Source organism: Methylococcus sp. ANG (assembly GCF_040730495.1).
Taxonomy (GTDB): domain Bacteria; phylum Pseudomonadota; class Gammaproteobacteria; order Methylococcales; family Methylococcaceae; genus Methylococcus.
In genome coordinates, this window is record NZ_CP160399.1 from 1,202,143 (window position 1) to 1,221,241 (window position 19,099).

20 protein-coding genes are annotated in these 19,099 nt (G+C 66.5%); 10 read left to right on the plus strand and 10 right to left on the minus strand.

Features of this window, described 5'->3' with window-relative positions; all coding sequences use genetic code 11:
- Window positions 1–20 precede the first annotated feature (20 nt).
- Window positions 21–590: a Uma2 family endonuclease gene (locus tag ABZN20_RS05620; protein WP_367027055.1), complete on the minus strand. Its 570-nt coding sequence runs from the start codon at window positions 588–590 to the stop codon at window positions 21–23.
- Window positions 591–835: 245 nt separating this feature from the next.
- On the opposite strand from ABZN20_RS05620, the gene hyfB reads away from it, so the two are divergent.
- From hyfB to ABZN20_RS05650, 6 genes are read left to right on the plus strand one after another with little or no spacing between them, the layout of a single operon-like run.
- A complete protein-coding gene (hyfB, locus tag ABZN20_RS05625; protein ID WP_367027056.1) occupies window positions 836–2,956 on the plus strand; it encodes a hydrogenase 4 subunit B in 2,121 nt (706 codons plus the stop codon).
- Window positions 2,956–3,894 carry a respiratory chain complex I subunit 1 family protein gene (locus ABZN20_RS05630; RefSeq protein ID WP_367027057.1) on the plus strand — a complete coding sequence of 313 codons (939 nt, stop codon included), beginning with the start codon at window positions 2,956–2,958 and terminating at the stop codon, window positions 3,892–3,894. Before hyfB ends, ABZN20_RS05630 begins: the two co-directional genes overlap by 1 nt.
- Window positions 3,895–3,899: 5 nt before the next feature.
- Window positions 3,900–4,577 carry a formate hydrogenlyase gene (locus tag ABZN20_RS05635; RefSeq protein WP_367027058.1) on the plus strand — a complete coding sequence of 226 codons (678 nt, stop codon included), beginning with the start codon at window positions 3,900–3,902 and terminating at the stop codon, window positions 4,575–4,577.
- Window positions 4,574–6,040, plus strand: a complete 1,467-nt coding sequence (locus ABZN20_RS05640; protein WP_367027059.1) for a hydrogenase 4 subunit F — start codon at window positions 4,574–4,576, stop codon at window positions 6,038–6,040. The genes ABZN20_RS05635 and ABZN20_RS05640 overlap by 4 nt, the downstream gene beginning before the upstream one ends.
- A complete protein-coding gene (locus ABZN20_RS05645) occupies window positions 6,037–7,659 on the plus strand; it encodes an NADH-quinone oxidoreductase subunit C (protein ID WP_367027060.1) in 1,623 nt (540 codons plus the stop codon). Before ABZN20_RS05640 ends, ABZN20_RS05645 begins: the two co-directional genes overlap by 4 nt.
- A 12-nt stretch (window positions 7,660–7,671) precedes the next feature.
- A complete protein-coding gene (locus tag ABZN20_RS05650; protein ID WP_367027061.1) occupies window positions 7,672–8,181 on the plus strand; it encodes an NADH-quinone oxidoreductase subunit B family protein in 510 nt (169 codons plus the stop codon).
- A gap of 12 nt (window positions 8,182–8,193) precedes the next feature.
- Here ABZN20_RS05650 and ABZN20_RS05655 read toward each other — a convergent pair whose 3' ends face one another.
- Complete coding sequence (locus tag ABZN20_RS05655) at window positions 8,194–8,631, minus strand: STAS-like domain-containing protein (RefSeq protein ID WP_367027062.1); 438 nt, start codon at window positions 8,629–8,631, stop codon at window positions 8,194–8,196.
- A gap of 206 nt (window positions 8,632–8,837) precedes the next feature.
- On the opposite strand from ABZN20_RS05655, the gene ABZN20_RS05660 reads away from it, so the two are divergent.
- Window positions 8,838–9,635, plus strand: coding sequence for a TIGR01458 family HAD-type hydrolase (locus tag ABZN20_RS05660; RefSeq protein ID WP_367027063.1), 798 nt, complete (start codon window positions 8,838–8,840; stop codon window positions 9,633–9,635).
- 2 nt (window positions 9,636–9,637) lie between these two features.
- Window positions 9,638–10,087, plus strand: a complete 450-nt coding sequence (locus ABZN20_RS05665) for a hypothetical protein (protein WP_367027064.1) — start codon at window positions 9,638–9,640, stop codon at window positions 10,085–10,087.
- Here ABZN20_RS05665 and ABZN20_RS05670 read toward each other — a convergent pair.
- The gene (locus ABZN20_RS05670; RefSeq protein WP_367027065.1) at window positions 10,081–10,695 is read right to left on the minus strand and encodes a TetR/AcrR family transcriptional regulator; all 615 of its coding nucleotides are present in this window, start codon (window positions 10,693–10,695) and stop codon (window positions 10,081–10,083) included. The genes ABZN20_RS05665 and ABZN20_RS05670 overlap by 7 nt on opposite strands.
- 90 nt (window positions 10,696–10,785) lie before the next feature.
- On the opposite strand from ABZN20_RS05670, the gene ABZN20_RS05675 reads away from it, so the two are divergent.
- Complete coding sequence (locus ABZN20_RS05675) at window positions 10,786–11,442, plus strand: DJ-1/PfpI family protein (protein WP_367027066.1); 657 nt, start codon at window positions 10,786–10,788, stop codon at window positions 11,440–11,442.
- Here ABZN20_RS05675 and ABZN20_RS05680 read toward each other — a convergent pair.
- Entirely contained in the window at window positions 11,439–12,935 is a 1,497-nt protein-coding gene (locus tag ABZN20_RS05680; RefSeq protein WP_367027067.1) for a phenylacetate--CoA ligase family protein, read from the minus strand. The two genes, ABZN20_RS05675 and ABZN20_RS05680, sit on opposite strands and share 4 nt — an antisense overlap.
- 92 nt (window positions 12,936–13,027) lie before the next feature.
- Between ABZN20_RS05680 and ABZN20_RS05685 the strand changes: the two genes are divergently transcribed.
- A complete protein-coding gene (locus tag ABZN20_RS05685; protein ID WP_367027068.1) occupies window positions 13,028–13,795 on the plus strand; it encodes a Nif3-like dinuclear metal center hexameric protein in 768 nt (255 codons plus the stop codon).
- A gap of 5 nt (window positions 13,796–13,800) precedes the next feature.
- Here the strand turns inward: ABZN20_RS05685 and ABZN20_RS05690 are convergent, their stop codons facing one another.
- The 6 genes from ABZN20_RS05690 to bioF form a co-directional block, all read right to left on the minus strand.
- The gene (locus ABZN20_RS05690) at window positions 13,801–15,159 is read right to left on the minus strand and encodes an MBL fold metallo-hydrolase (protein ID WP_367027069.1); all 1,359 of its coding nucleotides are present in this window, start codon (window positions 15,157–15,159) and stop codon (window positions 13,801–13,803) included.
- A gap of 6 nt (window positions 15,160–15,165) precedes the next feature.
- Entirely contained in the window at window positions 15,166–15,549 is a 384-nt protein-coding gene (locus ABZN20_RS05695; RefSeq protein WP_367027070.1) for a hypothetical protein, read from the minus strand.
- A 103-nt stretch (window positions 15,550–15,652) separates the two neighbouring features.
- Entirely contained in the window at window positions 15,653–16,342 is a 690-nt protein-coding gene (gene bioD / locus ABZN20_RS05700; protein WP_367027071.1) for a dethiobiotin synthase, read from the minus strand.
- A gap of 9 nt (window positions 16,343–16,351) precedes the next feature.
- A complete protein-coding gene (gene bioC, locus ABZN20_RS05705) occupies window positions 16,352–17,188 on the minus strand; it encodes a malonyl-ACP O-methyltransferase BioC (protein ID WP_367027072.1) in 837 nt (278 codons plus the stop codon).
- The gene (bioH, locus tag ABZN20_RS05710; protein ID WP_367027073.1) at window positions 17,166–17,930 is read right to left on the minus strand and encodes a pimeloyl-ACP methyl ester esterase BioH; all 765 of its coding nucleotides are present in this window, start codon (window positions 17,928–17,930) and stop codon (window positions 17,166–17,168) included. The genes bioC and bioH overlap by 23 nt, the downstream gene beginning before the upstream one ends.
- Entirely contained in the window at window positions 17,931–19,094 is a 1,164-nt protein-coding gene (bioF, locus tag ABZN20_RS05715; protein WP_367027074.1) for an 8-amino-7-oxononanoate synthase, read from the minus strand. It lies immediately after the preceding gene.
- Between the last annotated feature and the right edge of the window lie 5 nt (window positions 19,095–19,099).

The following is a 19,099-nucleotide window of genomic DNA, read 5'->3' on the forward strand; positions in this document are numbered from 1 at the left end:
CTAAATTTGGGATACACATTTCAAGTCCACAACTCTGAAAGCGAAAAAGTCACGGCATCGAAAGGCGCCAGACAGATCGGATCGTCATCCTTGTAGGTGCCGAGCAACAACCAGGAACCGTCGCGCAGCTCGAATCCTTCCAGGGTGCGCGCCTGCGGATCGACCAGCCAGGCATGGGCCACGCCGCGGCGGGCATACAGCGGCAGCTTGATGGCCCGGTCTTTTTTGGCCGTATGGGGCGAGAGGATTTCGCAGACCCAGTCGGGCACGACTTCGAAACGGTGATCCTCGGGCACCGCGGGCATGCGTTCACGGCGCCAGCCGGCAAGGTCGGGCACGACGACTTCGACGTCGCGGACGAAGTGCAGTTCCGGTTCCGGCAAAATCCACCAGCCGCCAGGGCCGCCCCGGCCTTTTCCGAAAGCCCCTCCCAGTTCAAGGGAAAGACCGATTTCGGCGAGAGCATGCGGGCCGGCCGGCCGCGGCTGGGTGTAGAGTTCGCCGTCGACGATCTCGCCGACCAGATTGTCGGGCAGCGCCATCAGACGCTCATAAGGCGTCGGTGCGGCAACGGCTTGTGCTTGTCCCATGGCTATCGTTCCTCCGATTGAAGGCAGCGCACAGTGTGCCGGCTCCGCTCCGGCGGCGCAATGCGCTCGCCGGTTTCCCGCGCCTTGCCGTTCAAATACCCCGTATCCATCGGTTCATAGCAACCCCACGCACCTCGGCGAAGGTTTGGCAGCTATCGCGACTCCCTGTCGTTTCAAGCATCTGCCCCATTGGCACGAAATTCGCTTTGCGATGACATCCCTCTCGCCTTTCCCCAGGAATCTCCATGACACTGCTTTTGGCCTATGCCTCCGTCGTGGCCGCGCTATCTTCGGGTCTGCTGGCGCTGCTGGGGGAACATCGGGCGGCATGGGCGGGCACGGCACGGCGGGCCGCCGGCCTTGTCCGGCCCCCGATTCCCGCAAACCTTGCGCAGGCGGCTAACCATCCCGGGCGCTTGCCACACGCTTGGCGGCGCCTCGTATTCGCGCTGCTGACCGCGTCCGGCGTGCTGGCTCTGGCGGCGGGCGGCCTGCAGCTCCATGCCGGCACGGCGGTTCCCGGCCAACTGCCTTTCGGGCTGCCCTGGCTGCAATGGCATGTGCGGTTCGATACCTTGTCGGCCTTCTTTCTGGTGGTACTCGGCCTGGGCGTCATCGCCGCGGGCGTTTACGGTCCGGGCTACAGCCGCCAGTTCGCCGGCCAGTACTCGTTCGGGGCGCTCGGGCTCTTCACCGGTTTGTTCGTGGCCGGCATGGAAGGCGTCCTGCTCGCCGACGATGCGTATTTTTTCGTGATCGCCTGGGAAGCGATGACGGTCTCGAGCTATTTCCTGGTGGCCTACCAGCATGAGCATGCCTCGCACCGGCGAGCGGCTTTCCTCTACCTGCTGATGGGCGAGGTGGGCGCCATCGCCATCATCCTGGCGTTCGGCGTCCTGGCCGCGGTTTCGCACAGCTTCGCTTTCGACGCCTGGCGGGACGCCCACGTCACGCCGGCCTGGGGAACCGCCGCCTTCCTGCTGGCCCTGGCCGGGTTCGGGATGAAAGCGGGACTGGTGCCGCTTCACGCCTGGCTGCCGGAAGCCCACCCCGCCGCGCCGGCCCACATTTCCGGCCTGATGAGCGGCGTGATGCTGAAGATCGCAGTCTACGGACTGCTGCGTTTCGCGTTCGACCTGTTGGGCGACGTGCAATGGTACTGGGGCGCGATCGTGCTGGGCCTCGGAACCGGCTCGGCGGTGCTCGGCATTCTGTACGCGGTGGTACAGAGCGATTTGAAGCGCCTGCTGGCCTACTCGTCGATCGAGAACATGGGGATCGTGTTCATGGGGCTGGGCCTTTCCATGGTCTTCATCGGCAAGGGACACGTGCAGCTCGGGCTGACCGGCCTAGCCGCCGCGCTGTATCACGTCCTCAACCATTCTCTGTTCAAGAACCTGCTGTTCCTGGCGGCGGGCTCGGTGGTCCACCAGACCCATCAGCACGATCTGGAACGCATGGGCGGCCTGATCAAGCGCATGCCGGTCACCGCCGGGCTGTTCCTGATGGGCTCCGTGGCGATTGCCGGCCTGCCGCCGCTGAATGGCTTCGTCTCGGAGTGGCTGACCTTTCAGGCGGCCCTGCAGGCGGCGTCGGTCGTCGACAACGGCATCCTGCGCGGCATGGTCTCGGTGGCGGCGGCGATCCTGGCGTTTACCGCCGCGGTGGCCGCGGCCTGCTTCGTCAAGCTCTACGGCGTCGCGTTCCTGGGCCAGCCGCGCGAGCGGCGCTCGGCCCACGCCCGTGAGGTGTCGCATTCCGGCATGCTGTGGGCGCCGGGCATGCTGGCCGGCCTCTGCCTGCTGCTGGGAGTGCTGCCGACCTGGGCGCTCGACGCCATGCGCCCCATCACCCGCCAGTTGCTCGGGGAAACCCTGACCAGCGCCTCCGCCCAGGGCTGGCTGTGGCTGACTCCGGGCGGCGTCAGCACGGCCTCGTACTCGGCGCCGCTGGTGCTGCTGGCGATGACGCTGGCCTGGTGGTTTCTGCGCAGGCTCGAGCATCGCGGCCCGGAGGCCGCCGTCCGGCGCGCACCGGCCTGGGATTGCGGCTTCGGGGGCCTGAGCCCCCGGATGCAGTACACCGCCGCCGCCTTCGCTCAGCCGGTCCGGCGTATCTTCGCGCCGGTGTGGGATACCGTCGAAACCTCGGCCCCGGAAACGGCAGCCGCCCATCCCTTGCAGGTCACCGCCCTGCGCTACCGGCTGGAGATCGGGGACCGCTCCTGGCGCTGGCTGTACCTGCCGCTGACCCGTGTGGTCGAAGACCTCGCCCGACGGACCACGCGGATCCAGACCGGGCAGGTGCGGATCTACATCGCGTATTCCTTCGTGACGCTGATCGTTCTCTTGGGAGTCGTAAGCTGATGGACTGGTTGCTCGCTCTGATCCAGGCCGTGCTGTTCATGCTGCTGGCGCCGCTGTTTTCGGGCTGGCTCAAATGGGTCAAGTGCCTGCTGCAGAACCGCCGCCCGCCGCCACTGTGGCAGCCCTACCGCGACCTGCGCAAGCTGTTCGGCAAGCGCCCGGTGGTCGCCGAGACGGCGTCCTGGCTGTTTCCGGTTACGCCCTACGTCGTCTTCTGCGCGGCGGCCTTGTCCGGCGCCATCGTGCCATTCTTCGCCGTCGACCTGCCGACGGCGGCCATCGCCGACATGATCGTGCTGGTGGGCTTCTTCGCCCTGGGCCGGTTCTTCCTGGCCCTGGCGGGGATGGACGTCGGCACCGCCTTCGGCGGCATGGGCTCGTCGCGGGAGATGACCATCGCCTCGCTGGCGGAGCCGGCCATGCTCATGGCCACCTTCACCCTGGCCCTGACCGCCTCCACCACCAACATTTCCGTCGCCATCGATTATCTGCTGGACACCGGCCTGGCGCTGCGGCCTTCCTTCCTGTTCGCGCTGGGGGGGCTGCTGCTGGTGGCGGTGGCGGAAACCGGCCGCATCCCCATCGACAACCCGGCGACCCATCTCGAGTTGACCATGATCCATGAAGCCATGATCCTCGAATACAGCGGCCGCCATCTGGCGCTGATCGAATGGGCCGGCCAGATCCGACTGATGCTGTACGGCGTGCTCATCGCCAACATCTTCCTGCCCTGGGGACTGGCCCGCGAATTCACGCCCGAGGCGCTGGGCATCGGGGCCGCGGCCATCGCGGCCAAGCTCGGGGTGCTGGCGATCGTCCTCGCCCTGGCCGAAACCTCGGTGGCGAAGATGCGGCTGTTCCGGGTCCAGGAGTTCCTGGGGTTCGCCTACCTGCTCAGCCTGCTCGGCATGCTGAGCCACATCATCCTGGAGGTCTAGGCGTCATGCCCGCTCCGGCTTACTCGATCTACGAACAGGCGATCCTGTTCATCGCCGCCCTGGTGGTCTTCACTTCGTTCCTGATGCTGGGCCAGAAGCGCCTGTCCGGCATGATCCATCTGTTCGCGGCCCAGGGCGCCCTGCTGGCCGCCACCACCGCGCTTGCCGCCTACACCCTGCCCTATCCGCACCTCTACATTTCCGCCCTCATCATCGTGGCGCTGAAAGTCATCCTGATACCGGCGATGCTCCACCGGCTGATCGTCCACCTGGCCATGCACCGCGACGCCGAGCCGCTCTACCTGTACGGCTACGTCATGATGGCCGCGGCCGCGCTGGTGATGTTCAGCTACTACGTGGTGGAGCCGATCGAACACCTCTCCACGCTGGCGACCCGCAACGCCATGGCGGTGAGTCTGGCGGTGGTACTGCTGGGAATGCTGCTGATGATCACCCGCCGCCAGGTCGTCACCCACGTGATCGGCTTCATGGCGATCGAAAACGGCCTGTTCTTCGCCGCCGTGGCCTCGACCCAGGGCATGCCGATGGTGGTCGAACTCGGCATCGCTTTCGACGTGCTGGTCGCCGCCGTCATCTTCGGCGTGTTCTTCTTCCATATCCGTTCCAGCATCGACTCGCTGGACGTGGACCGGCTGAACCGTCTGAGCGAGGTGGAACCGTGAGCGCAGTCTACTGGATTCTGGGCATCCCCTTCGCCGGGATGCTCTATCAGGCTTGGCGCGGCGATGCGCCCCAGGCCGGCCGGCTCAACACCCGCTTGTGCGGCCTGGTCTTCCTGGCTTCGCTGGTGCTGGCGGTCGAGGTATTGCGCCAGGGCACCATCGAGCTGGCTGACCTGCAGTTCCGCGTCGATGCCTTCAATGTCTACCTGGTCGTGCTGACCGCGTTCGTCGGAACGACGACGGCGATGTTCTCGGCGCCCTACATGGCCAACGAGCGTGAACACGGGCGGGTGAACGCCGCGCGCATGCGGCTCTACCATGCCATGTACCAGGGCTTCATGCTGACCATGTACCTGGTGCTGACCACCAACAACCTGGGGCTGATGTGGGTGGCGATGGAAGGCGCGACCCTGGCCACGGTGCTGCTGGTCAGCCTGTACCGCTCCCCGGAATCGATCGAAGCGGCCTGGAAATACTTCATCCTGTGCGGCGTCGGCATCGCCCAGGCGCTGTTCGGCACCGTGCTGCTCTACTTCGCCGCGGGCCAGGTGGAAGGGATGGGCGAGCACGGACTGCAATGGTCGGTGCTCTACGCCCACGCCGCCGAACTCAATCCCACGGTCATGAGCATCGCCTTCGTGTTCCTGCTGGTCGGATACGGCACCAAGATCGGGCTGGTGCCTCTGCACAACTGGCTGCCGGACGCCCATTCCGAAGGCCCGACGCCGATGTCGGCCATCCTCTCCGGCCTGCTGCTGAACGACGCGCTGTATGCGGTGGTGCGCTCCAAGATGCTGGTGGACGGCTCGCTGCAAAGTCCGCTCGCCGGCCACCTGATGATGGGCTTCGGCCTGCTGTCGTTCCTGGTCGCGGCGCTGTTCCTGCACCGCCAGCGCGACGTGAAGCGGCTGTTCAGCTATTCCTCGATCGAACACATGGGCATCATGACCTTCGCCTTCGGCTTAGGCGGCCCGCTGGCGACTTTCGCGGCCCTGATGCACATGACCGTGCATTCGCTCACCAAGTCGGCGATCTTCGTCACCGTCGGCCATGCCGCGCAGATCGCCCGGACCCAGCGGATCGAGCACATCCGCGGCCTGATGCGGACCCAGCCCATGGTGGGCTGGGGACTGGTGCTGGGCGTGGTGGCGATCGCGGGGATGCCGCCGTTCGGCGTCTTCACCAGCGAATTCCTGGTGCTCACCGCCACCATGCAGGAATTTCCCTGGCTGACGCCGCTCCTGCTGCTGGGGATCGCCATCGCCTTCGCTGGGCTGTTCCGCCACCTGCACCCCATGGCCTACGGACCGCAACCGGCGGGACAGGCGCCGGTGCAGGCCAATCTCTGGCCAGTGATGGCCCATCTCGCCATCGTCCTGTGGCTGGGGCTCTCGATCCCGGGCGTACTGGCCGATTGGTTCAGCCAGGCCACGCGGCTGATTGCCGGGAGCGCGCCGCTATGAGCGCCATCCGAACCGCCGTCGACGAGGAAAGATTCGTGGTCACCGACAGGCTGACGAGAAAGTTGCAGAGCCTCGGCACGCCGGCATTCCGTCCGGAGGAATCCGAAGCCGGCAGCGTCGGCCCCGCGCTGCTGTGCCCCATCGGCCCCGACGACTGGGCCCTTGCCGCGGAAGCCGCCGCTGCCCAAGGCTGCCGCTGGGCGGCGGGCTGGGGAGATTCACAGGGCGAAAGCTGGGTCGTCAACGCCTTGCTGGAAAAATCCGGCGACTATCTGCTGCTCAGAACGGTGCTCCCACCGGGCCGGAACGACCTGCCCTCGCAGACGCCTCTCTTCCCCGGCGCGGCTCGCCCCGAACGTCATACCCGGGACCTGCTGGGCCTGGATTTTACCGGCCACCCCGATGGCCGGCGCTGGGTGCGCCATCAGGCCTGGGGTGAACGCGAATTCCCGCTGCGGCCGGATTTTCCCCTGGCCGGCTGTCCACCGGCCGTCACGGCGCCGGACCGGGGCTATGGGTTCGCCTCCGCCCACGGCCCCGAGGTGAACGAAATCCCGGTCGGCCCCGTCCATGCCGGCATCATCGAACCGGGGCATTTCAGATTCCTTGCGGTGGGGGAAACGGTGCTGAACCTGGAAGAACGCCTCGGATACGTGCACAAGGGGATCGAAAAACTGGCCGAGGGCCGCGATCCCGAAAGCCTGGCGCAGCTGGCCGGGCGGGTATCCGGTGACACCGCGGTGGGCCACGCCTGGGCCGCGTGCCAGGCCATGGAACGCGCGGCCGGCGTCGAGCCGCCGGAGCGCGCCCTGTGGCTGCGGGCCATCTTCGCCGAACGGGAGCGGGTCGCCAATCATCTCAACGACATCGGCGCGATCTGCAACGACACGGCCTTCGCCTTCGGTTACTACCAGTTCAGCCGCCTGCGCGAACTCTGGCTCCGCGACAACCTGCGCTGGTTCGGCCATCGCCTGTTGATGGACCGGGTCGTGCCGGGCGGCGTCGCCGTGGACCTGCCGGAAGAGGCCGCCAGCGGGATGCAGGCCGCCATCGCTGCCTTGCGAAGAGAGCTGGACGAACTGAAGCCGATATTGGACGAAGGCACGATCTTTCAGGACCGCGTGGTCGGAGCGGGCGTGCTGCCGGAACGCATCGCCCGGGAACTGGGCTGTCTGGGCTACGTGGCCCGGGCCTGCGGCATCGGCCGCGACGTGCGGGAGCGGGCGCCGCACGCGCCCTACGATCGGCTGGGGGTCAAAGCCGTCGTCCGCGGCGACGGCGACGTCGCCGCCCGCCTTTACGTCCGGTACGGGGAACTGCACGCTTCGCTGGACATCCTCGAGGAATGCCTGCGGCGGATCGAACCGGGGCCGCTGCGGACGGACTGGCGCAACCCTTCGGAACATGCCGAAGGACTGGGCCTGGTGGAGGGATGGCGCGGCGAAATCGCCACCTACGTGCGTTTCGACGGCGCCGGGCGCATCGCCCGCTTCTTCCCCCGCGACCCCAGCGTCTTCAACTGGCCGGCCCTGGAGAAACTGATCCTCGGCAATATCGTTCCGGACTTCCCTCTGTGCAACAAGTCGGTCAACGGGTCCTATTCCGGCCACGACCTCTAAATAGCCGCCGCCATGAACAAGATTTTGAGCAAGATTGCCCGCACAGGCATCGTCACCGAAACCTTCAAGCCGCTGACCGACCCCGAGCTGGACCGCCTGGGTGCGGAACTCAAGGCCACGATCGACGGGCGCTTCGCCGGGAGCCTCGCGATCCGGCAAGTCGACGCCGGTTCCTGCAACGCCTGCGAGCTGGAGATCGCCGCGCTGGGAAATCCCTTCTACGACGTCGAGCGCTACGGCGTCCATTTCGTCGCCTCGCCCCGCCATGCCGACGTGCTGATGGTGACGGGGCCGGTTTCCCGCCACATGCAGGCGGCGCTGCGGGCGACCTGGGAAGCGACGCCGGAACCCAAATGGGTGGTGGCGGTTGGAACCTGCGCCGCCGGCGGCGGCGAATTCGGCGTGAACTACGCGAGTTGCGGAGCGGTGGGCAACGTGCTCGCGGTGGACGCCGTGATCCCCGGCTGCCCGCCGACGCCGGAGGATCTGGTCCGCGGCCTCCTATCCCTGATCTCGCGGTAGAGAACCACAGCTTCAACGCCGCGTTTGGGAGTGGCCGGCAAAGGCGGCGCGGCTTCCGAATTCCGTGGCGATCGAGGCCAGGCACCAGGCCTGGTCCCGCCGATGCTGCAAGAGGCTGAGGTGGCGGTTGAGCAGCGGCCTGATGCTCTCGTTGTAGTGCGTCGGCACCAGCCAGATGTCCGACATTTCCCGCTCGATGAAACCGAACAGTTCTTCGATGAATGCAGCACTTACGCTCTCCACCCCGGAAAAATCGAGTTCGATCCAGTTGCCGGCCTTGCGGCCGAGACTGGCGATCACCGAGTGCGCCTGGCGGACCGAGTCGAGCGCTTGGGTTCTGGGACTGGCATAAGCCAGCAGATGGATCGTGGCTGCTTCGTTGCGGGAGAGATCGGTCGAGTTCATGGCATCGGCGAAGGACGAGCGGTGGTTCCGGATAAGGGAAAACACGGTTCGTGCCAGCTCAACCATGCGCAAAAACATTGACTTACATGAGGACCGTTAGAATTTCTCCACCTTGATGGGGGAAATCCACCCTCGGCGCTTGGGGATTCCAGCCGACCGCTGGACTCCCCCCTCGGGCTCTTGTCTGTAAAGCCGCCATCACGGAACATTCCGGGCCGGATCTTCCTGCCAGTTGCCCAATAAGGAGAAGCATGGACGAGAACGATCGGAACATTCATGGCGTACTGTTCGACCTGGACGGCGTGCTTTATGTGGACTCGCAACCCATCCCCGGCGCCGTGGAGGCCGTCGCGAAGATCAAGGCCAGCGGTGTGAGCTGCCGTTTCGTCACCAACACCAGCACACTGTCCCTGGCCGCGCTGGAGCGAAAGATCATAGCGCTGGGTTTTCCCGTGGAACGAAGCGAAATCCTCAGCGCCCCACAAGCCGTGCTGCGCCATCTGCAAACCACGGGCATGCGGGCCCACCTGCTGCTGGAGGACGACGTGAGGGCCGATTTCGCCGGGGTCCCCCAGGCATCGATGGAGGATGCCGACGCCCTGGTGCTCGGCGATACCGGCGCCGTCTGGACCCATGACTGCCTCGACCGGATGTTCAACGCCATCATGCGGGGAGCGCAGTTGATCGCCGTGCACAAGAACCGTTTCTGGCAAACCGGACGGGGCCTGCGCATGGACATCGGCGGACTGGTGGCCGCGCTCGAATACTGCGCCGGCGTGCGGGCATTGGTCATGGGCAAACCATCGGCGGATTTTTTCGCCGTCGCCCTCCGGGACATGGGACTGCCGCCCGAGCGCACCGCCATCGTCGGAGACGACATCGAAGCGGACATCGGCGGCGGTCAATCCGCGGGGCTTTACGGCATCCTGGTCAGAACCGGCAAGTTCCGGCCTTCCCAACTGGAAACCGGCTCCGTGCGGCCCGACCGGATCATCGATTCCATTGCCGACCTGCCGGATCTTCTCGGTATTTCCACGAGACTGCCCTGATCATGGTGGTGCTGGCGCTGCCTGTCATCGACACGGTCAGACTGATGCTTCAGCGGGGACTGCGGGGCGGCAACCCCTTCGTGGCCGACCGCGAGCATCTCCACCACATCCTCCTGCGGAAAAACCTGACGCCCGGGCAAACCTCGTGGCTGCTGGTAGGCATCAATGGGATGCTCGGCGGAATCGGCGTAATAGCCCACCATCTGGGTGTGCCCGACTTCTGGCTGGCCATGGGATTCATCGGGATTTTCGTGGCGCATTACCGGCTGACGACTTACGGATGCCGCCTGGACCAAGCCGATCCCGCCGCTCGGCCTCTGCCGGTACCCGAGAGTCTCAATGCCCTGTCGGTCCGGCACTGCCTGCCGAAGGCGGCCGAGTTGCCCATCGAGGTCAACCCCACATCGGACGGCATCGACCGCTACCGCGAACAGCGGCTCCGGCACTATTGACCGACGCCCGCCGGCGCTGCGGGTCTCCGCCCGGAGGCGACCTCCCGGTCCAGCATGTCCAGGAGGCTCTGTGCCTCGTCGGCGATCCGCGGATCGCCCGTCATTTGGGCACGCACGATGGCACCGTCGATGATCAGTAACGCCAGAGCGGCCACTCGCCTGGATTCGCCCCTCCCGGCCGCATCGAGCCGATCGGCGAGGTAGTCGATCAGGTCCTGCTTGTGGTCCAGCACCCGCCGGCGTTCCTCCGCCGAAAGATCCGCGGTCTCCGTGGCGGTATTGATGAAGGCGCAGCCGCGGAAGTCGGGCGACTCGAACCATTCCCTCAGAAACCCGGCGATAAAGCCCAGCCGGAACCGCCCTTCCCGCTCGCTCTGCGCTTCGATATGCGCCTTGAACCAGTCCATCCAGAACGCATGGCGCCGGTCCAGGAACGCAAGCACGAGATCCTTCTTCGACGGAAAATTCCGGTAGAACGACATCTTGGCCACGCCCGATTCGGCAATGATCTTGTCCACGCCGGTGGCGCGTATGCCTTGCTGATAAAACAGCCGCAGGGCGGTTTCCAGAATGCGTTCGCGCGCCGTGCCAGGGTTTTCGGTTCTCATGGCATCCATCTTGACAGACGGGTCTGTCTCGTCAATGATGGAGACAGGTCTGTATCATTCCAGTCACCGCCCATCCTCCGGAGAACCGCCATGGCCGTCAAACCCGGATTCCGCCTGGGAATCTATGTCTGCAAGGATCTCGAAATCGTCGACTTCGCCGCGCCCTACGGCGTGTTCTCGGTCGCTCGCCGTTTCGACCCCGAGCTGGACGCCTTCTTCGTGGCCGAATCGCTGCGGCCGGTTCAGGCCCAGGCAGGCTTCACCGTGCTGCCGAACTACGCATTCAACGACCGTCCGGCGATGGACGCCTTCCTGATTCCCGGGGGATTCGGCACCCGCCAGGAGATCAACAACGGCAGGCTGCACGACTTCATCCGCGCCCTGCCAGAATCCACCCTGCTGGTCTCGGTCTGCACCGGCTCCTGGATCTACGGCCGGATGGGCCTGCTCGACGGCAAAGCCGCCACCAACCGCAAAGAACCCGACCGGGTGGAGCAATCGGGCCACGGCAAGACGCCGATCGACCGCCTGGCGGAGATCGCCCCAAACTGCCGCATCAGCCGGGCGCGCGTCGTCGACGCCGGCCGCATCGTCACCGGCGGCGGAATCAGCTCCGGCATGGAAATCGGATTCCATCTGCTGCGTAGGGCCGGCTACGGTGAGGACTTCATCCGCGAGGTCGCGCGGGTGATGGAATATGGCGCCGCCTACGAAATGTACTCGAAAGACGTCGAGTACGCGGCTTAACGCCGCGTATAGCGGTGCTTCACGCCGGCGGGAAAGTACTCCGGATCGGCGAAAGGACGCAGCACCACATGGGGAGTCTGCCGAGCCTCCGGCGTGTAATGGGCGAACTCGCTGTTCAGGCGCAAGAGCTCCGTCCGCACCGACTCGGCGATTCTCGCCGCCTTGGCCTCGTCGGCTTCCACACCGGGCAACAGTTCCACCGTCAGCAGGAGCTCGCGGTCCCCCGCCGCATCTTCCGGCGCCTCCAGCACGAACTTGCCGCTGACCCAGTCGACGATGCCAGGCCGTTCCAAGCCCACCGTCACGTTTTCCGGATAGATGTTGGCCCCGTAATACGAGACGGTGAAGTCGGCCCGCCCGAACAGGAAGAGGAAAGGCAAAGGCCGCTCGCCCCAGGCCGGATCGAATCCGTATTCGGAGAGATCGCGCGCGTCCCAGTCGCGCAAGAAGTCCCGCATCTCGGCGTAGCCGACCAGCCCGCCCCGGTCGGCGATGTGGTAGCGGATCAGGGGCACGCCGTTGTCGCCGGTCACCACCAGCGTACCGTCGTGCAGTTCGAAATAGCGGCTCAGGGGATCGTATTGCACCAGCGTCGGCAGCCTGGACTCGCCGAACAGCTCGCGGGCGGCCTCGGGGTGGGCCGCGAAAAAACGGCGTATGGCGATGCTCAAAGGCGTTTCGTTGCCCAGGACGCCCCCATCGGCGGTGCCGTAGAGCGATGCGGTGTCGTAGCAGGGCGAGTCGGACCCGATCCGGGCGCAGACGAGGGAGCGCCATTCCTCGCTGAACACCTCGCCAGCGAACACCAGCTTCACCGCATGGCGTTCCCAGGAAATCCCCGCGGCCGCTCCGCTATCGATCACGTCTTTCACGAACGGCGGATAACCCAGCAGCACCGTCTGCTCGAAATGCGGCGCCAGCTCACCGATCACCCGGAAAATTTCATCGGGGCGGTTACCGGGCGTCGCCACCGTGACCGGATACCCCTTGCGGGCGAGATGCCACAGGCAGGAGGTGGTGTAAATGCCGCCGACCCAGTTTCCCAGGGCGAAACAGACTACCGCCAGGGTGCTGCGGGCGTGGGTCTGGAAGGCATCCCGGAACACCTGCTCGAACCGCAATGCAACGTCGAGTTCGTGGTGCAATGCCCTCGGCCAGAAGGTCGGCTTGCCGGTCGAACCGGAAGACACCGCGACCCTGTCGCAGGCCGCCAGGCGACCGCCCCAGCACCGCTCGGGCAGAGGATAGGCCTGCATGTAGGAGGGTTTGTCGGTCAGAGGCAGGCGGGCGAAGTCGGCGAGGGTCCGCACGGCGTCCGGACGAATCCCGTGGGTCGCCAGAAAAGACTGGTACGCCGGCACTTCCGCCGCCGCGCGCAGGAACAGCGACAGCGCGGCAGCGCCGGGATCGCAGGCCAATCGCTCGGCCATCAAATCCTCGAGGGAGCGATCCAGAAACCGCATCTGCTGATCGGCGAAAAGGGGAACGGTCATGGGCTGGTCTCAAGGTCGGGAGATTGAAGATGATAGAACCACTGTGACTTGAGGGATAATCGAAGGTTCCAACACGGCTTGCAACACGCTCCATGGCAATCACCCGCTCCGCTCTCGAACAATTCCTCGCTGCGCTGCTGAATCCCGGCGCGTTCACCGATTATGGCCCGAATGGCCTGCAGATCGAGGGACGCGAGGAAATCCGGCGGATCGCCTTCGCGGTGTCCGCGACGGCCCATTCCGTCGCTGCGGCCGTCGACTGGCGGGCCGACGCTCTGATCGTGCATCACGGCCTGTTCTGGAGATTCCACGGTGCACGACCGCTGGTCGGACCGTTCGCGGGGCGGGTGTTTCCGCTGGTCCGCAATGCCATCAATCTGTTCGCCTACCACTTGCCACTCGACGCCCACCCGGAAATCGGCAATGCGGCGGTGCTGGGACACAGGATCGGCCTGGGCGAACAGGCGCCGTTCGGGGACCATCAGGGTTGCCCGACCGGTGTCCAGGGTACGCTGCGGGTGCCGTTGCAGGCTTCGGCGCTGCGCGAGCGGCTGGCGGAGGTCCTCGAACATCCAGTGCTGCTGGCCACGCCGGACGCGACGGCGCCGGTCCGCAGGGTCGGGATCATCACCGGCGGCGCCAACGGCGGCTGGGCCGAGGCGGCGAAGGCGGGCCTGGACGCCTACATCACCGGAGAAATGAGCGAACACGACTGGCACGAGGCACAGGAAGCTGGAATACACATGTATGCCGGCGGACACAACGCCACCGAACGGTTCGGCATTCAGGCCCTGATGGAACGGATCGGACGCGACCTGGAAATCGAGTGCCTGTTCGTTCCAAGCGCCAACCCGGCCTGAACTCGTTAACCCAAACCGACCGTTTCGCGGTATTCGGGGACCCGGCAGTCCCAGCCCAGTTCGTGCTCGATCCGGAAACGGAGCGCGTCCGCAGCCTCGGGCTCGCCGTGGGTGACGAACGTCTTGAGCGGCGGTTTGGGACACTGACGCAGCCAGTCGAGAATTTCACCGTAGTCGGCATGGGCCGACAGATTTTCGACCAGCCCCACCTCGGCCCGGACCGGAACGTATTCGCCGTGGATCTTGACCGCCTCGGCGCCGCCCAGGATCGCCGCGCCGCGCGTCCCCGGCGCCTGGAAGCCCGTGAACAGGACGGTATTGCGGTGGTCCGGCGCAAAGGCCTTGAGATGGTGCAGCACGCGTCCGCCGGTCGCCATGCCGCTCGCCGAGATCAGGATCATCGGCGTCTTGCGGGCGCTCAGCCTCTTGGAATCCTCGGCGGTATTGACGTAGCGTGCGGTCCGGCACACCGCCTCGGCCTCCTCGGCGGAAAGCCGGTGCTCCGAGCGGTAGCGGCGGAACAGTTCGGTGGCGTCGACGGCCATCGGACTGTCGAGGTAGACGGGAATATCCGGCATTTTCCCGGCGGCCTTCAAACGGTGGATGCAGTGCAACACGGCCTGGGCACGGCCGACGGCAAAGGCCGGGACAAGCACGACGCCGCCGCGGCGAAAGGTCCGTCCGATGTAGTCGCCGAACGTTTCCACCGGGTCTTCCGCGCCGTGGCGGCGGTTGCCATAGGTGGATTCGACCACGAGGAAATCGGCCGCCGGACAAGGCGCCGGGCTGCGCATGGTCGGATCTTGGGGCCGTCCCAGGTCGCCCGAGAAAGCGAGGGAGGAACGCCGGCCCCGGAGCACCACCGAAGCCGCCCCGAGGATATGTCCCGCCGGCTGGAAGCGGAACCGGAATTCGCCGCCCACCCGGACCTCCCGGCCGTAATCGACCGGCTCGAACAGATCGAGGCAACGTTCGGCATCCTCCCGCGTGTACAGCGGCAAGGCCGGGTGATGGCGCGAGAATCCACGCCGGTTGGCGTATTCGGCCTCCTCCTCCTGCAGGTGGCCGCTGTCGGGCAGCAGTATCCGGCACAGGTCGAAGGTTGCCGGCGTGCAATGGATGCGTCCGGCGAAACCGTCGCGCGCCAGCAGCGGAATGTAGCCGCTGTGGTCGATATGCGCGTGGGTCAGGACCAGCGCATCGAGACTGTCCGGCGCCACCGGGAAAGGCTCGCGATTCCGTAGCCGGAGCTGCTTGAACCCCTGGAACAGCCCGCAGTCCACCAGGACGCGGCTCTGCCCCTCGGTCACCAGATACTTGGAACCCGTGACCGTCCCGGTGGCACCGAAGAACCCCAGTTCCATGGGGAATCAGGGCTTGCCCGCCGCTCCCGCGCCTCCCCCGTGGCTCATTCCGCCCTGATGCTGCATCTGCATCATCATCTGATGGTGCGCCTTCATGTGCTGCTTGATCATGTCGCGCTGCTGCTGCTTGAGCTTCTCCTTTTCCGCGGGGTCGGTCGTCGCCTGGATTTTGTCCATGATCTCGTGCATCTGCAGCATGTGATCCTGCATCATCTTGACGCGCTGATCCATCTGCTCCTCGCTCATCATGCCGCCGCCCCCCATCATGCCGCCCATTCCGCCGGACGCCTGGGGCTTTTGGTTTGCAGTCGGCTCCTCCGCGCAGACCGGGCCGGCGAGGCCTACAACCGCGACCCAAACCAGGATCAGTTTTTCAATCGGCTTACGCATCTTGCGACTCCTTACATTGTCTGGTGCGCTGGGGAATTCCAGCACGGCGGACGGTATCACCGAACCGGCCGGCTGACCAGCCCCGAGGAAAAGCCGCCAGGAGTCAACCCGCCCACTGTTCGAATGCCGCCGAAAGGACCAGTTCCGACGCCCCCGAGCGGCCGTCTCCAGGACACCATGGCAACAGCGCCAAGCGGGGCTCCGGCAACGACTCGTCCAGGGTGCGGAGATATTCGTCCAGATAAGGGAACTCGGGATCGATCACGTTGCCGATCCACCCGGCCGGACGCACGCAGGAGCGGCCGATCGCCGCGGCGCTGAGCAGCGCATGGTTGAGGCAGCCCAGCCGCAGGTCCACGACCAGCACCACCGGCCAGCGCAGGGCCTCGGCGAGATCGGATACCCTCGCGTGATCGTTCAACGGCACTTCCCATCCGCCAACGCCTTCCACGATCACCCAATCGGCCCGGCTCGCCAGCGCCTCGTTCTGGGTGACGATCGCATCGATGTCGACGGGCCGGTCCTCCCTCCGGGCGGCGATGTGGGGCGATGTCGGCGCCTCGTAGGCGAAAGCGTTGACCTCGTCGTAGGAGACCTGGACGCTCGCCGCCGCCAGCAGAAGTTCGGCGTCCTCGTGGCGCAGGCTGCCATTCCTCCACACCGCGCCGGTTGCCACCGGCTTCATGGCGGCGACCCGGAATCCCCGGCGGCGCAGCTCGCGTATCAGCGCCAGGGAAACCCGGGTCTTGCCGACCCCGGTGCCCGTACCCGTAATGAAAAAGCCTTGTGCCACGATGCATCCTCATTTTTCGACCAGCGCGGTCAATACTTCAAAGCTGGCGGTCACACCGGACGCCATACCCGGCAACCGCCCGTACGCCTCGCTCACCCGTTCCAGCGTGCGCCGGCCGAGCAGATGGCGGGGCCGGTTCCGGGTCAGATTGCGCGCTCCCAGCGCCTTCAGCTCTTTCATCAGCGCCAGGACGGAAGGATAGCCGCGCCCGATGGTTTTTGCGTCTACGCGGATTTTCGAGAATCCATGGGCCCGCAGGCTCTGCTCCACCGCGCGGCGTGTCGCGAAGGCACTGACGTGGCTGTAGCCGTCGACCGCACGCCATGCCGTCCGCAATTCGCCCAGTGTGTCCTCGCCGAAGGTGCTGAACGCCAGCCTGCCACCCGGCCGGAGCACCCGGCGGCATTCTGCAAGCGCGACATCCAGGCGTTCGCACCATTGGAACGCCATGTTGGAGAAGACCAGGTCGACGGATTCGTTCGCCAGCGGCAGCGCCTCCGCGTCGCCCACGACGAGGCCGATGCCGGCGGCGGCGGGCCGATGCGAGCGCAGGAACCGGAGCATGCCTTCGGCGATGTCCACCGCCAGACACTCCGCAGCGGGGAAAGCCGAAGCCAGCAAGCCGGAGAAATGGCCGGTGCCCGCGCCGAGATCGAGCACGCGCACCGGCCTAGGACCGAGATGGCGAACGCGTGCCAGCAGCGACTCGCCCACCTCCCGCTGCAATTCCGCGACGCCGTCGTAGCCGGCGGCCGCCGAACCGAAGGAGGCGCCGACCCAGCGCTTTTCGGGAGTAGCCGCGGCCGGCGCAAACGGCCCGGGTTTACGGCAAGGAAATGAATTCATCGATCAGGCGGGCCGTCCGGTCGCCGTGGGTCAGAAATGGAACATGGGGCGCGTTGTCGATACGGTGACTGGTCAAGCCGGGTTTCAGCTCGGCGAGCGCAGCCCCGAGACCGGCCGGCACCAGCTTGTCGCGCCTGCCGAGCAGGGCCTGCACCGGCTGCCGAAGCTCACGCAATACCGGGCGCAGATCGGCATGCCGCAGCACGTCCAGCCCGGCCAGGAGCGCCGTCCGCTCCGGCTGCGGCCGCCCGGCCAAGTGGCTGCGGACCTCGCGCAGCAGCTCCCGCTCGCCCGGCATGCCCCACACCTGCAAGGCCATAAAGCGCCGGCAGGCATCCTCATAGTCGGCCAGAAAGCCGTCGGCGAAGCGCGTCAGCGTGGCCGCATCCATTCCCGGCCAGCCGGGTTCGGCGACGAAGCGAGGGGTGCCGCACAGCAGAGTGAGCGAGGCCACGGCCTCCGGCGCCGTGCGGGCGGCCTCCAGCGCCACCATCGCGCCGAGCGACCAGCCGACCCAGTGCGCCGGCTGGGGCGCAACCTCCAGAACGGCCGCCGTTACGGTTTCGAGCGACCAGTCCGCCAGCATCGGGCTGTTGCCGTGTCCCGGCAGGTCGATGCGCGTGACCCGGTAACGGTCGGTCAGCAGCGGCACGAAATCGGACCAGATGCCGCCGTGCATGCCCCAGCCGTGGATCAGGACGACATCGGGCCCACAGCCCGAGGTCTCGACGAACGGCCCCATTCAAGCCTCCTGGGGAACGGCCGCGGCCAGCGCCTCGAGCAGGCCGTCGACCTGCTCGTCGGTGTGCGACGCGGACAAGGTGATCCGCAGCCGGGCGGTACCTTCCGGCACCGTAGGCGGACGGATGGCGCTCACCAGGAAGCCCCGCTCGCCCAGGCGACGGCTGGCTTCCAGCGCGTCGGCATTGGCGCCGATCACGATGGGCTGGATCGGGCCGGCCAGGTCGCCGAGCTCGAACCCCAGGCTCGCGGCGCCGGCACGGAAACGCCGCACGTTGCGGTGGAGCCGCTCGCGCCGCTCGGGCTCCTCGCGCACGAGGCGCAGGCTGGCGCGGGTCGCCTCGGCGACCGCCGGCGGCAGCGCGGTGGTGTAAACATAAGTACGGGCACGCTGGATCAGATAGTCGATCATGTCCTCCGAACCCGCCGCGAAGGCGCCGAAAGTGCCCAGCGCCTTGCCCAGGGTGCCGACCAGCACGGGAACCTCGGTCTCGCCCAGGCCGAAATGCTCCAGGATTCCGCGCCCTTCGGCGCCCAGGACGCCCAAGCCGTGCGCATCGTCGACCATCAGCCACGCCCTGCCGTTCCGGGCGACGCGGGCCAGCTCCGGCAAGGGCGCCAGATCGCCGTCCATGCTGAACACGCCGTCGGTCACGACCAGCCGGGTTTGGGCGCGGGACTGGGCCAGGGCGGCTTCGAGGGCACGAGCATCGGCATGGGGATAGCGCTGGAAGCGGGCGCCGGACAAGAGGCCGCCGTCCAGCAGCGAGGCATGGTTCAGCCGGTCCTCGAACACCGCATCGCCCCGTCCGGCCAGGGCGGAAACGACGCCGAGATTGGCCATGTAGCCGGTGGAGAACAGCAAGGCCCGCGGACGGCCGGTGAATTCGGCCAGCTCTTCTTCCAGCGCATGGTGCGCCGCCGAGTGGCCGCAGACCAGGTGGGAAGCACCGGAGCCGACGCCCCAGCGGTCGACGCCGCGCCGGAAGGCCTCCGCCACGGCGGGGTGGTTCGCCAGCCCCAGGTAATCGTTGCTGCAGAAATTGACCATGGAGCGGCCGTCGACGGCGACCTGCACGTCCTGAGGACCTTCGACGATACGCCGCCGCCGGTAGGCATCGCGCGCCTCGATCGCCTGCAAGGCCGCGGCCGGGTCGAACGCCATGGAAC

Excerpts from the sequence above, each read along its gene's own strand:
- ABZN20_RS05620 (WP_367027055.1), bottom strand. The coding sequence starts at position 590 with ATGGGACAAGCACAAGCCGTTGCCGCACCGACGCCTTATGAGCGTCTG.
- hyfB (WP_367027056.1), top strand. The coding sequence starts at position 836 with ATGACACTGCTTTTGGCCTATGCCTCCGTCGTGGCCGCGCTATCTTCG.
- ABZN20_RS05630 (WP_367027057.1), top strand. The coding sequence starts at position 2,956 with ATGGACTGGTTGCTCGCTCTGATCCAGGCCGTGCTGTTCATGCTGCTG.
- ABZN20_RS05635 (WP_367027058.1), top strand. The coding sequence starts at position 3,900 with ATGCCCGCTCCGGCTTACTCGATCTACGAACAGGCGATCCTGTTCATC.
- ABZN20_RS05645 (WP_367027060.1), top strand. The coding sequence starts at position 6,037 with ATGAGCGCCATCCGAACCGCCGTCGACGAGGAAAGATTCGTGGTCACC.
- ABZN20_RS05650 (WP_367027061.1), top strand. The coding sequence starts at position 7,672 with ATGAACAAGATTTTGAGCAAGATTGCCCGCACAGGCATCGTCACCGAA.
- ABZN20_RS05660 (WP_367027063.1), top strand. The coding sequence starts at position 8,838 with ATGGACGAGAACGATCGGAACATTCATGGCGTACTGTTCGACCTGGAC.
- ABZN20_RS05665 (WP_367027064.1), top strand. The coding sequence starts at position 9,638 with ATGGTGGTGCTGGCGCTGCCTGTCATCGACACGGTCAGACTGATGCTT.
- ABZN20_RS05670 (WP_367027065.1), bottom strand. The coding sequence starts at position 10,695 with ATGAGAACCGAAAACCCTGGCACGGCGCGCGAACGCATTCTGGAAACC.
- ABZN20_RS05675 (WP_367027066.1), top strand. The coding sequence starts at position 10,786 with ATGGCCGTCAAACCCGGATTCCGCCTGGGAATCTATGTCTGCAAGGAT.
- ABZN20_RS05680 (WP_367027067.1), bottom strand. The coding sequence starts at position 12,935 with ATGACCGTTCCCCTTTTCGCCGATCAGCAGATGCGGTTTCTGGATCGC.
- ABZN20_RS05685 (WP_367027068.1), top strand. The coding sequence starts at position 13,028 with ATGGCAATCACCCGCTCCGCTCTCGAACAATTCCTCGCTGCGCTGCTG.
- ABZN20_RS05690 (WP_367027069.1), bottom strand. The coding sequence starts at position 15,159 with ATGGAACTGGGGTTCTTCGGTGCCACCGGGACGGTCACGGGTTCCAAG.
- ABZN20_RS05695 (WP_367027070.1), bottom strand. The coding sequence starts at position 15,549 with ATGCGTAAGCCGATTGAAAAACTGATCCTGGTTTGGGTCGCGGTTGTA.
- bioC (WP_367027072.1), bottom strand. The coding sequence starts at position 17,188 with ATGAATTCATTTCCTTGCCGTAAACCCGGGCCGTTTGCGCCGGCCGCG.
- bioH (WP_367027073.1), bottom strand. The coding sequence starts at position 17,930 with ATGGGGCCGTTCGTCGAGACCTCGGGCTGTGGGCCCGATGTCGTCCTG.
- bioF (WP_367027074.1), bottom strand. The coding sequence starts at position 19,094 with ATGGCGTTCGACCCGGCCGCGGCCTTGCAGGCGATCGAGGCGCGCGAT.